At 72.8% G+C, this 12806-nt stretch carries 10 protein-coding genes; 4 read left to right on the top strand and 6 right to left on the bottom strand.

Annotated features, from left to right (window positions below; all coding sequences use genetic code 11):
- Nucleotides 1-143: 143 nt before the first annotated feature.
- The 3 genes from ACLBXO_RS03900 (at nt 144) to ACLBXO_RS03890 (ending at nt 3744) form a co-directional block, all read left to right on the top strand.
- On the top strand, nt 144-830 hold the full coding sequence (locus ACLBXO_RS03900) for a metal ABC transporter permease (protein WP_331313552.1): 687 nt from the start codon (nt 144-146) through the stop codon (nt 828-830).
- Nucleotides 831-1088: 258 nt separating this feature from the next.
- Entirely contained in the window at nt 1089-2750 is a 1662-nt protein-coding gene (locus ACLBXO_RS03895) for an OFA family MFS transporter (protein ID WP_447684561.1), read from the top strand.
- Between the two features lie 76 nt (nt 2751-2826).
- Nucleotides 2827-3744 (top strand): LysR family transcriptional regulator, encoded by a 918-nt coding sequence (locus tag ACLBXO_RS03890; RefSeq protein ID WP_331313553.1) that lies wholly within the window; start codon nt 2827-2829, stop codon nt 3742-3744.
- 399 nt (nt 3745-4143) lie between these two features.
- Here the strand turns inward: ACLBXO_RS03890 and rpmG are convergent, their stop codons facing one another.
- The 6 genes from rpmG to ACLBXO_RS03860 all read right to left on the bottom strand — a co-directional run bounded on the left by rpmG (nt 4144) and on the right by ACLBXO_RS03860 (nt 9584).
- Nucleotides 4144-4311: a 50S ribosomal protein L33 gene (gene rpmG / locus ACLBXO_RS03885; RefSeq protein ID WP_020092568.1), complete on the bottom strand. Its 168-nt coding sequence runs from the start codon at nt 4309-4311 to the stop codon at nt 4144-4146.
- Between the two features lie 106 nt (nt 4312-4417).
- Nucleotides 4418-5602, bottom strand: coding sequence for an MFS transporter (locus tag ACLBXO_RS03880; RefSeq protein ID WP_331313554.1), 1185 nt, complete (start codon nt 5600-5602; stop codon nt 4418-4420).
- Nucleotides 5599-6342, bottom strand: a complete 744-nt coding sequence (locus tag ACLBXO_RS03875) for an NUDIX hydrolase (RefSeq protein WP_331313555.1) — start codon at nt 6340-6342, stop codon at nt 5599-5601. Before ACLBXO_RS03875 ends, ACLBXO_RS03880 begins: the two co-directional genes overlap by 4 nt.
- Nucleotides 6299-6763 carry a DUF983 domain-containing protein gene (locus tag ACLBXO_RS03870; protein ID WP_331313584.1) on the bottom strand — a complete coding sequence of 155 codons (465 nt, stop codon included), beginning with the start codon at nt 6761-6763 and terminating at the stop codon, nt 6299-6301. The genes ACLBXO_RS03875 and ACLBXO_RS03870 overlap by 44 nt, the downstream gene beginning before the upstream one ends.
- A gap of 23 nt (nt 6764-6786) precedes the next feature.
- A complete protein-coding gene (gene rnr / locus ACLBXO_RS03865) occupies nt 6787-9108 on the bottom strand; it encodes a ribonuclease R (RefSeq protein ID WP_447684560.1) in 2322 nt (773 codons plus the stop codon).
- 137 nt (nt 9109-9245) lie between these two features.
- Nucleotides 9246-9584, bottom strand: a complete 339-nt coding sequence (locus ACLBXO_RS03860) for a hypothetical protein (RefSeq protein ID WP_447684559.1) — start codon at nt 9582-9584, stop codon at nt 9246-9248.
- Nucleotides 9585-9708: 124 nt separating this feature from the next.
- On the opposite strand from ACLBXO_RS03860, the gene ydiJ reads away from it, so the two are divergent.
- Nucleotides 9709-12792 (top strand): D-2-hydroxyglutarate dehydrogenase YdiJ, encoded by a 3084-nt coding sequence (ydiJ, locus tag ACLBXO_RS03855; RefSeq protein WP_447684558.1) that lies wholly within the window; start codon nt 9709-9711, stop codon nt 12790-12792.
- Nucleotides 12793-12806: the final 14 nt, after the last annotated feature.

The following is a 12806-nucleotide window of genomic DNA, read 5'->3' as shown; positions in this document are numbered from 1 at the left end:
GGATCGCTTCGCTCCGCTCGCGAAGACGGCCGTGTCTGACGGCGCCGGTTCTGTCGTCGATCACGTCATTTCGCTTGCGCACAACCTTGTTTCGCGCGCGGGCCGCCCCATAACCCGGCTCCTGAAGCCAGGATGGGACCCCGATGAAGCATCTCAGCAAGACCCTCGTCGCCGCCGGCCTGACAGCCCTGCTGTCGAGCGCGGCCCTCGCCGCGCAGGTCGAGCGCGTCCGCGGGACCGTCGACAAGGCCGACGGCAGCACGCTCACGATCAAGACCGACGACGGCAAGTCCGAGACGGTCGACGTCGCCGGCGCCAAGTTCGCCTGGGTGGTCCCGTCGAGCCTCGACCAGATCAAGGACGGCGTCTTCATCGGCACCGCCACCAAGGGCGAGAACCCGATGACCGCCCTCGAGGTCGTGCTCTTCCCCGAGTCGATGCGCGGCACCGGCGAGGGCCATTACGGCTGGGACACGATCACCGACCAGACCGCCGGCGCCGGCGCCAAGGTGAAGAGCGCCATGACCAACGGCACCGTCAAGGCCGAGACGTCGAACGCCCCGAAGGTCAAGAGCGCCATGACCAACGGCACCGTGAAGGCCGACAAGGCGGCCTCGGGCGGCGAGCGCACCCTGACGGTGAGCTACGGCAAGGACGGTTCCAAGGAGATCGTGGTGCCGTCCTCGGCGCCGATCGTCGCCTTCGAGCCCGCCGACAAGGCGATCCTGACGCCGGGCGCCAAGGTCTTCGCCGTCGTCGCCAAGGACGGCGCCAAGGCCGACGGCAAGCTCATCGCGGTCGGGAAGGACGGCCTGACCCCGCCCATGTGAGCCCATCGCGGGGCCGGGCACCGGACAGGACCGGTGGCCGGCCCCGCACCGCGGCGCCTCCTCCGCGGCCGGCGTGATGCGGCGGCTCCGGTCGCCGACCGCGCCCGATGGCCCGTGCACACGCAATACGCATACAGCCGGCGCCGAACGGGATTAAAATCACCGTCTCAGCGTGGCGCGCGCTGGCACCCTGCACACAAATCGCGCATGGTCGCCCGCCAGCGGCCCCCCAACGAGGCCGCGGCGGAGGAGTCCATCATGGGTGCTGGAGTGGCAGGCGCGATCGCGCCTGGGGGAACGCCGAGTCTGCTGTCGCGCGAGCGGATCGTCGCAAGGCCGGGCTTCAACCGGTGGCTGGTGCCGCCGGCGGCCCTGGCGATCCATCTCTGCATCGGGATGGCCTACGGCCTGTCGGTGTTCTGGCTGCCGCTGACCCGGGCTCTCTCCGTGGGCAAGCCGGCGCCGGCTGCCTGCCCGGACATGGGCGTGATGACGGCCCTGTTCACCACCACCTGCGATTGGCGCGTCAGCGACCTCGTCACGGTCTTCTCCATCGGCATCGTCGTCCTCGGCCTCTCGGCCGCCCTGTTCGGCGGCTGGCTGGAGCGCGCGGGCCCGCGCAAGGCCGGCATCGTCGCCGCCCTCTGCTGGGGCGGCGGCTTCCTGATCGGCGCCTTCGGCGTCTACATCCACCAGCTCTGGCTGGTCTGGCTCGGCATGGGCCTGATCGGCGGCATCGGGCTCGGCCTCGGCTACATCTCGCCGGTCTCGACGCTGATCAAGTGGTTCCCGGACCGCCGCGGCATGGCGACCGGCATGGCGATCATGGGCTTCGGCGGCGGGGCGATGATCGGCTCGCCCCTGGCCGACAGCCTGATCAAGAGCTTCCGGACCGCGGATTCAGCCGGCGTCTGGCAGACGCTGGCGGTGATGGGTGTCGGGTACATCCTGTTCATGCTCGGCGGCGCGTTCGGCTACCGGGTGCCGCCGGCCGGCTGGCGCCCGGACGGCTGGACCAGCCCGACCGCCAAGAACGCGATGATCGCCTCGGGGCACGTCCACCTGCGCGACGCCCACAAGACCGTCCAGTTCTGGATGATCTGGCTCGTCCTGTTCCTCAACGTGTCCGCCGGCATCGGCGTGCTGGCGCTCGCCTCGCCGATGCTCCAGGAGATCTTCGGCGGCGAACTGATCGGCCTGCCCGGCACCGGCTTCTCGGCCCTCGACGCCGGCCAGAAGGCGCAGGTCGCGGCCATCGCGGCGGGCTTCGTCGGCCTGCTGTCCCTGTTCAACATCCTGGGCCGGTTCTTCTGGGCCTCGATGTCGGACCGGATCGGGCGGAAGGGCACCTACGCGATCTTCTTCGCGCTGGGCGGCCTCCTGTACGCGGCGGCGCCCTGGGCCGCCGGCATCGGCTCGCAGGCGCTGTTCGTCGCGATCTTCTGCGTGATCCTGTCCATGTACGGCGGCGGCTTCGCGACGGTGCCGGCCTACCTCGCCGACGTGTTCGGCACGCAGTTCGTGGGTGCGATCCACGGGCGCCTGCTCACCGCGTGGTCGATGGCCGGCATCGTCGGGCCGTTCGTGATCACCAAGATCCGCGAGGCGCAGGTCGCCGCGGGCGTGCAGGGGGCCGACCTTTACGGCCGGACCATGTACGTGCTGGCGAGCTTCCTCGCGGTCGGCTTCCTCTGCAACCTGCTGGTCCGGCCGCTGGCGCAGAGCTGGTTCATGTCCGATTCCGAGCGGGCTTCCCTGGACGTCCGCGCGGGCGCGACGGCCTCGGGGCCGGCCGGCTCCTTCGGCATCGGCCGCGGCGGCTTCAGCGCCGGGGCCGCCCTGGCCTGGGCGGTGGTCGGCATCCCGATCGTCTGGGGTATCGGCATCACGCTGTCGAAGGCGTTCATCCTGTTCCGCTGAGCGGGCGCGCTCGGTTGTGGCCGGCACGGCGGGTCGCTAGGCTTCCGGCGCCTCGCCGTGCCGGGATGCCGCCGTCGTGATCGACAAGCTGGACTTCCTGCTCGCGCTCGCCCGCGAGCAGCATTTCGGGCACGCCGCCGAATCCTGCGGCGTGACCCAGCAGACCCTCTCGGCCGGCGTGAAGCAGCTGGAGAACCGCTTCGGCGTGCAGCTCGTGCTGCGCGGCTCCCGGTTCCAGGGCTTCACCCCCGAGGGCGAGCGGGTCCTGGAATGGGCGCGGCGCATCGTGGCCGACGCGCGGGCCATGCACGAGGAGGTCACCGGCCTGCGCCGGGGCCTGACCGGCCACCTGCGCATCGCCGCCATCCCCACGGCGCTGCCGATGATCGTGAACCTCACGACGCCCTACCGCGAGCGGCACCCGGACGTGCGGCTGACAGTCGAATCCGCCACCTCAGCCGACATCTTCTCCCTGATCGAGAACCTGGAGGCGGATGCGGGCCTGACCTACCTCGACAACGAGCCCCTCGGGCGGGTGATCTCCGTTCCCCTCTACCGGGAGCGCTACCGCCTGGTGACGGCGATCGGCGGGCCGTTCGATGATCGCGCCAGCGTCACCTGGGCCGAGACCAGCCGCCTGCCCCTCTGCCTGCTCACGCCGAACATGCAGAACCGGCGGATCATCGACCAGCAGATCCGGGAGGCCGGCGCGGACCCCGCCGCGACCCTCGAATCGAACTCGATGATCGTGCTGCTGACCCATGTGCGCACCCTGCGCTGGGCCTCGATCATGCCGGAGATCCTGGTCGACGCCCTGGGGCCCATGGAGGGCGTGCGCACCATCCCGATCACCGCGCCGGACCTGGAGCACACGATCGGCCTCGTCGCCCCGCGGCGCGAGCCGTCCACGCCGATGGTGACGGCCCTCGTGGCTATCGCGCGGTCCCTGGCGCGGACACTCGATCCGGATCTGGCCGCGTCGAGCCCCGGCTGAGCGACCGGCTCCGGGCGCGGGCCGGGACGCGGCGCTCCGGGAGCAACCCGCGGGTCGCCCGGAGCGCGTGCGCCGGCAGCGTCAGGACGAGCCAGATCGCGAGGATTGTCGCGGTGATGAAGATCGCCAGCAGGATCCGCTGCATCGAACCCGCCCTCCGCCCGCAAGGCTGGCCGAGACCGCCGGCCGGAGATCGGCCGGAGAATCGCACCGCGTCCGGGACGCGTGACGGTTAACGAGTCGGGCTGGTGCCAAGCTGTCGGCCGCCCGAGCGGCGGCCGGGTGGCCGCCGGGAACGCGCGCCATCGCCCCGCGCGGGGCAGTACCGGACAGAGAAAAGCCGCCCCGTCTCCGGAGCGGCTCCCTGTCGGCGGTCGGGCTGCGAGGCAGCCCGCCGCCTTACTTGATCTTGGTTTCCTTGAAGTCGACGTGCTTGCGCGCGACCGGGTCGTACTTGCGCATCGTCAGCTTCTCGGTCTGCGTGCGGGAATTCTTCTTCGTGACGTAAAAATAGCCCGTGTCGGCGGTGGAGACGAGCTTGATCTTGACGGTGACGGCCTTGGCCATGGCGCGGCGCTCCTGCAGGGTGCGGCATTCCGCGTGAGCGAAACGCAAATGGCCGGGAGGGCCCGGCCGAATACGGGCGGGTGAATGCCCGATCGGGCCCGGCAGGTCAAGAGCGGACGCGCCGGCGCTCCGTCGCGGCGAGCCAGCCGGCGAAGGCCAGGAACAGGGCGAGCAGCGCCAGCGCGAATCCGTTCGGCGGCACCAGATCGAGCCCGCCGCCGATCACCGGCGGCCCCAGCATCAGCCCGACATTGTAGAGCACCACGAAGGCCGCGTTGGCGCCCGCGAGATCGTTCGGCGGCGTGCGGTCGCCCAGCATCGCGAGGCCGACCGTGTAGAGGGTGCCGGCGATGCCGCCCCAGACGAGGAGCAGCAGGCCGAACGCCGCCGGATGGCCGGCCGCGAGGGGGATCAGGGCCGAGCCCGCCGCCCCCGCGAGGCCGGCGCCGAGGAGCACCGCGCCCCGGTCGAGGCGGTCGGCGAGCCAGCCGAACGGGATCTGGAACAGCACGTTGCCCAGCGCGATCAGGCTGACGAGGCCGGCCGCGCCTTGCGCGTCGTAGCCGAGGCGCAGGCCGTAGAGGGGCAGGATCGCGAAGATGCCGGTCTCCACCGCCCCGTAGGCCAGGGCCGCCGCCAGGGCGCCGGGGGCGAGCCGGACGTAGCCGAGGATGCCGCGGCCGGAGCCCGTCTCGATCGTGGGCGACAGCCCGCGGGCCAGGGCGATGGGCAGGCCGCCGGCCAGCATGAGGGCGGCCCCGGTCGCGTAGGGCGCCAGCCCCTCGGTCCCGACCAGGGCCAGCAGCAGCGGTCCGACCGCGAAGCCCGCCGCCAGGACGGTGGCGTAGATGCCCATCACGAGCCCGCGGCGCTCCGGCGGGGCGGCGGCGTTGATCCAGTACTCGGAGAGGACGAACAGCGCCCCGAGCGTCGCCGAGAACACGAAGCGGAGGGGGAACCACAGGGCGATGCCCGGCAGCAGCGGGAACAGCGCGAGGCTGATCGCCCCGACGAGGAGCGCCAGCCCGAGCAGCGGGGCGACGCCGACCCGCGCGGCGAGGCGCGGCACGAACGGCACCGTGCAGATGCTGGCGATGCCCGCCACCGCGGTGTTGAGCCCGATGAGCGTGCTCGACGCGCCGCGCCGCTCCATCTCGATCGAGAGGAGCGGGATCGACAGGCTGAGTCCGATGCCGACGACCGTGACGCAGGTCACGGCCGCCGAGATCGCCGCCACATCCTCCGAACTGATCCCGCGCCGCCCGTCCTGCAATCCGTCCGGACCGCTCACAAGGCCACCCGTTCGCGCCGCCCGTAGCGCTCGTAATGGAAGGGGATCGTCCGGTAGGGCGCGAAATCGACGGCGATCTGCGCCTCCAGCTCGTCCAGGATCGCGCGGGTGATGTAGGGCAGATCGAGCTTGCGGGCCGCGTCGAGCCGGACCCAGGCGAGTTCGGTGAACTCGGCATCGGCCTCGACCCGCCCCGGCTCCTCGGCCGCCACCATCCGGCGGTCGATCGCGAAGAAGCGCGTGTCGAAGCGGCGCACGCGCTTGGGCGGCGTGATCGCGCGGGCGACGAGGTGCAGCGCCTCGAGATCCGGCAGCACGCCGTGCCGGGCGAAACCCTCCCAGCCCGACGGGACGTCCTCCGGGGCGCCGTGCTCGGTCGTGCCGAGCAGCAGGCCGGTCTCCTCGTAGGTCTCGCGGATCGCGGCGAGGGCCAGCGCCCGGCCGAGATGGTGCGGCGGCCGGGACACCTGCCGGGTCAGCGCCGCCTCGGCGTAGTCCGGGAGCGCCCCGGCCACCGGCATGTGGCGGTCGCCGAGTTCGATCCGGCCGCCCGGAAAGACGAACTTGCCCGGCATGAAGGCGAGGTTCGGGTTGCGCCGGCCCATCAGGACCTTCGGGCCGCCCTTACCGCGCCGGTCGATCACGATCATGGTCGCGGCGTCGCGCGGCCGCAGGCGCGCCGCGGCGGGCTTCCGCTCAGGAGCTGTGACGATCGGGGGCTCCCGCTGCGGCTCCGGCAAGGCGCGTCTCCTCAAGCCCCGGGGCGGGGCGGCTCCGCGGTAGCGTGGCGAAGCCGTGCATGCCAAGGGCGTATTGCAGCCCGACGACGGCGCCCTTCACGGGCTGGAGCAGGGCCAGCGCGAAGACGAGGGTGAAGACCGGCCACACGCCCATCTCGACCCAGAGGGGCACCTCGTAGGCGCTCTCGGTCTCCAGGATCAGGTAGCCGACGATGTGGGCGACGATGAAGATCACCACGTAGGGCGGCAGGTCGTCGGCCCGGTGATGGTGCAGCTCCAGGCCGCAGACGTCGCATTCCGGCCGCACCTTGAGGAAGCGGCCGAAGATCCGGCCCCGGCCGCAATGCGGGCAGCGGCCGACGAAGCCCCGGGCCATCGCGGGGATCAGGCGGGTGCGCTCGGGAATCGCGTCGGCGGCCATGCCCTGGCTGTACACGGCCCGGGTCAGCGGCGCGAGCCGCGGTGGCGCGACCCGGTGTTGCGGATGCCGGGGGGACGACCGGGCGGCGCGGCCTTGAAGGGCCGCCCGCCGGATTTCTTGCCCGGACCGGCGCTCCGCGCGCCGGAGCGGCTCCGGCCCTCGCTGAGCAGCTCGAACCGCAGCGCCCCGGCCACCGGCGCGGCCTCGACGAGCCGCACCTCGACCCGGTCGCCGAGACGGAACGTCTCCCCGGTGCGCTCGCCGACCAGGGCGTGACGGCCCTCCTCGTGGCGGAAATAGTCGGCGCCGAGCTGCGAGACCGGCACGAAGCCGTCCGCGCCGGTCTCGTCGAGCTTGATGAACAGGCCGGCCCGGGTGACGCCGGCGATCTGGCCCGCGAACGTCGCGCCGACCTGGTCGGCGAGGTGGTGGGCGATGAGGCGGTCGATCGTCTCGCGCTCGGCCGCCATGGCGCGGCGCTCGGCCGCCGAGATCTGCTCGCCGATCTGCGCCAATTCGCCGAGGGAGACGTCGCCCGCGAGACCGTCCGATCCGAGCCGGCAGGCGGTGATCAGCGCCCGGTGCACGATCAGGTCGGCGTAGCGCCGGATCGGCGAGGTGAAGTGCGCGTAGCGGCGCAGGTTCAGGCCGAAATGCCCGAGATTCTCCGGGGCGTAGACGGCCTGGGCCTGGCTGCGCAGGATCACCTCGTTGAGGAAGACGCCGTGCTCGGTCTCGGCCGCCGTGGCGAGGATCCGGTTGAACAGGGCGGGCCGCAGCGCCCCCTCCTTCGGCAGCTTGATGCCCACCGAGGCGAGGACCTCGCCGAGCGCCCGCATCTTCTCCAGGGCGGGCTCGTCGTGGACGCGGTAGATCAGGGGCTGGCGCGCCTGCTCCAGGGTCTCGGCGGCGGCGACGTTCGCCTGGATCATGAACTCCTCGATCAGCCGGTGGGCGTCGAGGCGCTCCGGCACGATCACCCGGTCGACCGCGCCCTCGGGGCTCAGGAGGACCTTGCGCTCGGGCAGGTCGAGGGCCAGCGGCCCCCGGCGGTCGCGGGCCGCGCGCAGGGCCGCGTAGGCGGCCCAGAGGGGGCGGAGCGCCGACTCCAGCAGCGGGCCGGTCGCGTCGTCCGGCCGCCCGTCGATGGCGGCCTGGGCCTGCGCGTAGGCGAGCTTGGCGCGTGAGCGCATCATCACCCGGTGGAAGCCGTGGCGGCGCTTCTCGCCGTCGGCGGCGATAACCATCCGCACCGCCAGCGCCGGCCGGTCCTCGCCCTCGCGGAGCGAGCAGAGATCGTTCGAGATCCGCTCGGGCAGCATCGGCACGACCCGGTCGGGGAAGTAGACCGAGTTGCCCCGCTCAAGCGCCTCGCGATCGAGGCTGGAGCCCGGCCGGACATAGGCGGCCACGTCCGCGATGGCGACGGTGAGGACGAAGCCGCCGGGATTGGCCGGGTCGGGATCGGCCTCGGCCATGACGGCGTCGTCGTGGTCCTTGGCGTCCGGCGGGTCGATGGTCACGAGCGGCCGGTCGCGCCAGTCCTCGCGGCCCTTCAGGGTGGCGGGCTTCGCGGAATCGGCCTCCGCCAGCGTCGCGTCGGCGAAGACGTGCGGGATGTTGTGGAGGTGCAGGGCGATCAGGCTCACCGCCTTCTCGGAACCGAGCGAGCCGAGCCGCTCCCGCACACGCCCCTTCGGCAAGCCGAACCGGGTCTCGCGCTCCAGCGAGACGCTGACGAGGTCACCGTCGCGGGCCTGCCCCTCCTCGCCGGGCGGGATCAGGATCTCGCGGCCCTGCGCGCGCTTCTCGACGGGCACGATCCGGCCGCCCTGCGCGCCGGCCCGGTAGACGCCGATGATCTCGGCCTTGTTCTTCCCGATGACCTTGACGACCCGGCCGCTGTAGCCGCCCTCCGCGTCGCGCTCGACCCTGACCAGGGCGCGGTCGCCGATCCCCGGGGCCGGGCGGTTGCCCTTGCGGGGGCCGCGCGGCTGGGTCAGCACGATGCCGGGCGGCTTGCCGGTCCCGGTCCACTCCACCGGGACCGCCAGGAAATCGCCGTGGCGGTCGCGGGAGCGGATGTCGGCCAGCACGACCGGCGGCAGGTGGCCCGCCGGAGCGAGGCCGCCGCGGCCGCGGTCGAGGGCGCCGTCCTCCTCGATCTCCTTGAGGACACGCTTCAGGTCGATCTTGGCGGCCCCCTTGATCCCGAAGGCCTTGGCAATCTCCCGCTTGCCCACGCGCTCCTTCGACTCGGCCACGAAGGCGAGGATCTGCTCGCGGGTGGGGAAGGGCTGCGGAGCGGTGGGCTCGGCCGCCGGGGCGGTGGTGCGTCGTGCCAAAAGGGGGGTGCCGGAGAGTTCTGCGATAGACGGGACCCGCGTGCGGGCGCGGGACCGGGGCGTCGGTCCTGTGAGGCTAACATGGGTGTCCCGCCCGCCCGCGGCAACGCCGTGCCGGCACTCCTCAACAGGCGCGATCAGCCGGTCGAGGCGCTCTTGCGGATGCGCGCCACGGCCTGATCCACGTCGAGACCGGGCGCGAGGAGCTCGTCCAGGGTGAAGGGGCAGGCGCGCGGCAGGGTCAGATTCACCCGACCTTCCAGCGGCGCGAGTTCCGGACTCTCCGCCTCCTGGACGGCGAGCGTCCAGGCGCCGTCCATCCGCAGGCTCTCGGGCTCGGGCGGATCGCCCGCGAGGGCGGCGAGCTTGGCGTGACCCGCGTCGCGGCAGGCGCGGCTCAGTCCGTCGTCCGAGAGGAGGGCGGCCTTGATCAGCTCGGCCAGGGCGTCCCTGACCCGTTCGAGGCTCGCGTTCATGGGCATCCGTTCCGGAGATTGCGGGAGGTCGCGGGAAGTCGCGGGTGCGTGGCAAGCCGGATGCCAGCACGCCCCGTCCCGGCGCCGATGGTCTCCCGCGATCCGCCGGGTGTAGAAGGCGCGGATGATCCCCGTCCTGACCCGCCATACCGAGGAAGTCCCGCTCTACGCCGCGGCCTGCGCCGAGCTGCGCCTGCGCGGCTTCGAGGGCGACCTGACGCTCTCGGACGCCGACCGCACGGTCTTCTCCACCGACAACTCGATCTACCAGGTGGCGCCTGGGGCCGTGGCCTTTCCGCGCACCCGCGACGACCTCGTGCGCGTTGCCAAGCTCCTCGCGGATCCGCGCTTCGCCGAGATCGTGATCCGGCCGCGGGGCGGGGCGACCGGCACCAACGGCCAGTCGCTGGGCCACGGCCTCGTGGTCGACACCTCGCGGCACATGAACCGCATCCTGGAGATCGACGTCGCGAACTGCGTCGTCCGGGTCGAGCCGGGGGTGGTGAAGGACCAGCTCAACCGGGAACTCGCCAAGCACGGCCTGTTCTTCGCGCCGGAACTCTCCACGTCGAACCGCGCCACGATCGGCGGGATGATCTCGACCGATGCCTGCGGGCAGGGCTCGTGCCTCTACGGCAAGACCCGGGACCACGTCCTCGCGCTGACCTGTGTGCTCACCGACGGCACGGTCTGGACCGCCGAGCCCCTGGACCCGGCCGGGCTCGACGCCGCCAAGGGCCGCGACGACCGCGTCGGCGCCATCCACCGCGCCGTCGACGCCGTCGTCACCGAGAACGCGGCGCTGATCGCCGAGCGCTTCCCCAAGCTCAACCGCTGCCTCACCGGCTACGACCTCGCGCACCTGCGCGACGCGGGCGGCCGGTTCGATCTCAAGAGCGTGATCTGCGGCTCGGAAGGCACGCTGGCGCTGATCGCCGAGGCGCGGCTCAACGTGCTGCCGATCCCGAAGGCCGCCGTGCTGGTCGCGCTCTCGTACATCGATTTCGACGCGGCGCTGCGCGACGCGCAGGCGCTGCTGCCGTTCGGCGCCGCCTCGGTGGAGACGATCGACTCCACGGTCCTGGCGCTGGCCCGCAAGGACCCGATCTGGGCCGAGGTGCGGGCCTTCTTCCCCGACGACCCGGCCGGGCGGCCGGTGGACGGCATCAACCTCGTGGAGTTCGTCGGCGACGACGCCGTGACCGTGGAGGCGGCCCTCGCGCGGCTCACCGGGATGCTGGAGGCCGAGCGCGGCACCGACACGAAGCGCCTCGGCTTCACCGTCGCGCGGGGCGACGCGATCGAGCGGCTCTGGACCATGCGCAAGAAGGCGGTGGGCCTGCTCGGCGCCGCCAAGGGCGAAGCGCGCCCGATCCCGTTCGTGGAGGACACGGCGGTCCCGCCGGAGCGGCTCGCCGACTACATCGCGGAGTTCCGCGCGCTCCTCGACGGCAAGGGCCTGCGCTACGGCATGTTCGGCCACGTCGATGCCGGCGTGCTGCACGTCCGGCCGGCCATCGACCTGAAGGATCCGGCCCAGAACGGCCTGATCCGCGAGGTCACGGAGGGCGTCGTCGCGCTCACCGCCAAGTACGGCGGCCTGCTCTGGGGCGAGCACGGCAAGGGCTTCCGCTCGGAATTCGTGCCGGCGACGTTCGGCCCGCTCATGCCGGCGCTGGAGGCGGTCAAGCGCGCCTTCGACCCGGACGACCGGCTGAACCCGGGGAAGATCGCCTCGGCCAGGGGCGCGGGCCTGACCCGGATCGACGGCGTGCCGCGCCGGGGCGAGCGGGACCGCACCATCCCGGCGCCGGTCCGGGAGAGTTTCGACGAGGCGCTCCACTGCAACGGCAACGGCGCCTGCTTCAGCTTCGACGCGGACGAGGCCATGTGCCCCTCCTGGAAGGCGACGCGGGAGCGGCGCCACTCGCCCAAGGGTCGCGCCTCGCTGATGCGCGAGTGGCTGCGCCGCGCCGCGGAGGCCGGGATCGACCCGGCCGCCGAGCTGGCGCGGCAGCCCGCCGGGTGGCTCTCCGACGTGGCGGCGACCCTGCGGCGCCGCCTCCGCGGCCGGTCCGAGGCCGACGACTTCTCCCACGCCGTCAAGGAGGCGATGGACGGCTGCCTCGCCTGCAAGTCCTGCACGGGGTCCTGCCCGATCAAGGTCGACGTGCCGACCTTCCGGGCGAAGTTCCTGGCGCTCTACCACACGCGCTACGCGCGGCCGCTGAAGGACCATCTCGTGGCGGCGCTGGAGCCGCTGCTGCCGCTGGCGGCGCGGGCGCCGCGCCTCTTCAACGCGGTCCTGGCCAACCCGCTGGCCCGGCTGATCCTGGCCCGGGCCGGGCTGGTGGCGATCCCGGCCCTGTCGCCCGTCGCGCTCGCGGCGCGGCTGGCGGAGCGCGGCGTCGCCGTCGCGACCCCGGACGCCCTGGCTCGGCTGGATCCGCGGGAGCGCGCGCGGTCCGTACTGGTGGTGCAGGACGCCTTCACCAGCCACTTCGACGCGGCGGTCGTGGCCGACAGCTGCGACCTCCTCGTCGCCCTCGGCTTCCGGCCCTGGCTGGTGCCCTACCGGCCGAACGGCAAGCCGCTGCACGTGCACGGCTTCCTGGCGCGGTTCGCCGCCGTCGCCCGGTCGAACGCCGCTATGCTGCGCGACCTCGCCGGGCACGGCGTGCCCCTGGTCGGGATCGATCCGTCGATGACGCTGACCTACCGGTCCGAGTACGCGCAGGCGCTCGGCGGCGACCTTCCGAAAGTCCATCTCCTGCAGGAATGGCTCGCCGCCCGCCTCGACCGGATCGCCCCGGGGCAGGGCGGGCGCACGATGCGGCTGCTGCCCCACTGCACCGAGCGCACCAACGCGCCGGGCGCGGTGCGGGACTGGCAGGCCGTGTTCGCCCATCTCGGCCTGCGGCTCGAGGTGCCGGCCGCCGGCTGCTGCGGCATGGCGGGGACCTACGGGCACGAGGCGCGCCACCGCGCCACCTCCGAGGCGATCTACGGCCTGAGCTGGGCCCGCCACGTCGCCGAGGCGCCCGGCTGCACCCTGCTGGCGGACGGCTATTCCTGCCGCTCCCAGGCCAAGCTGGTCGACAGCGTGCGGCTGCGGCACCCGGCCCAGGCGCTGCTGGAGCATGTCCGCGCGGCTGAAGCGGGCGCGGCGCCCTTCCATCCCGAGCGCGCCGCCGCGGTGGCGCCGTGAGCCCCGCCGTGAGC

Source organism: Methylobacterium sp. C33D (genome assembly GCF_053345825.1).
Note: the sequence above shows the minus strand (reverse complement) of the source record. Positions and strands in the feature narration are given on the sequence as shown.

What these genes read in the sequence shown, in the direction of transcription:
- ACLBXO_RS03870 (WP_331313584.1), bottom strand. Translation starts at nt 6,763, where the DNA reads ATGGCCGCCGACGCGATTCCCGAGCGCACCCGCCTGATCCCCGCGATG.
- ACLBXO_RS03860 (WP_447684559.1), bottom strand. Translation starts at nt 9,584, where the DNA reads ATGAACGCGAGCCTCGAACGGGTCAGGGACGCCCTGGCCGAGCTGATC.
- ACLBXO_RS03900 (WP_331313552.1), top strand. Translation starts at nt 144, where the DNA reads ATGAAGCATCTCAGCAAGACCCTCGTCGCCGCCGGCCTGACAGCCCTG.
- rpmG (WP_020092568.1), bottom strand. Translation starts at nt 4,311, where the DNA reads ATGGCCAAGGCCGTCACCGTCAAGATCAAGCTCGTCTCCACCGCCGAC.
- ACLBXO_RS03895 (WP_447684561.1), top strand. Translation starts at nt 1,089, where the DNA reads ATGGGTGCTGGAGTGGCAGGCGCGATCGCGCCTGGGGGAACGCCGAGT.
- ydiJ (WP_447684558.1), top strand. Translation starts at nt 9,709, where the DNA reads ATGATCCCCGTCCTGACCCGCCATACCGAGGAAGTCCCGCTCTACGCC.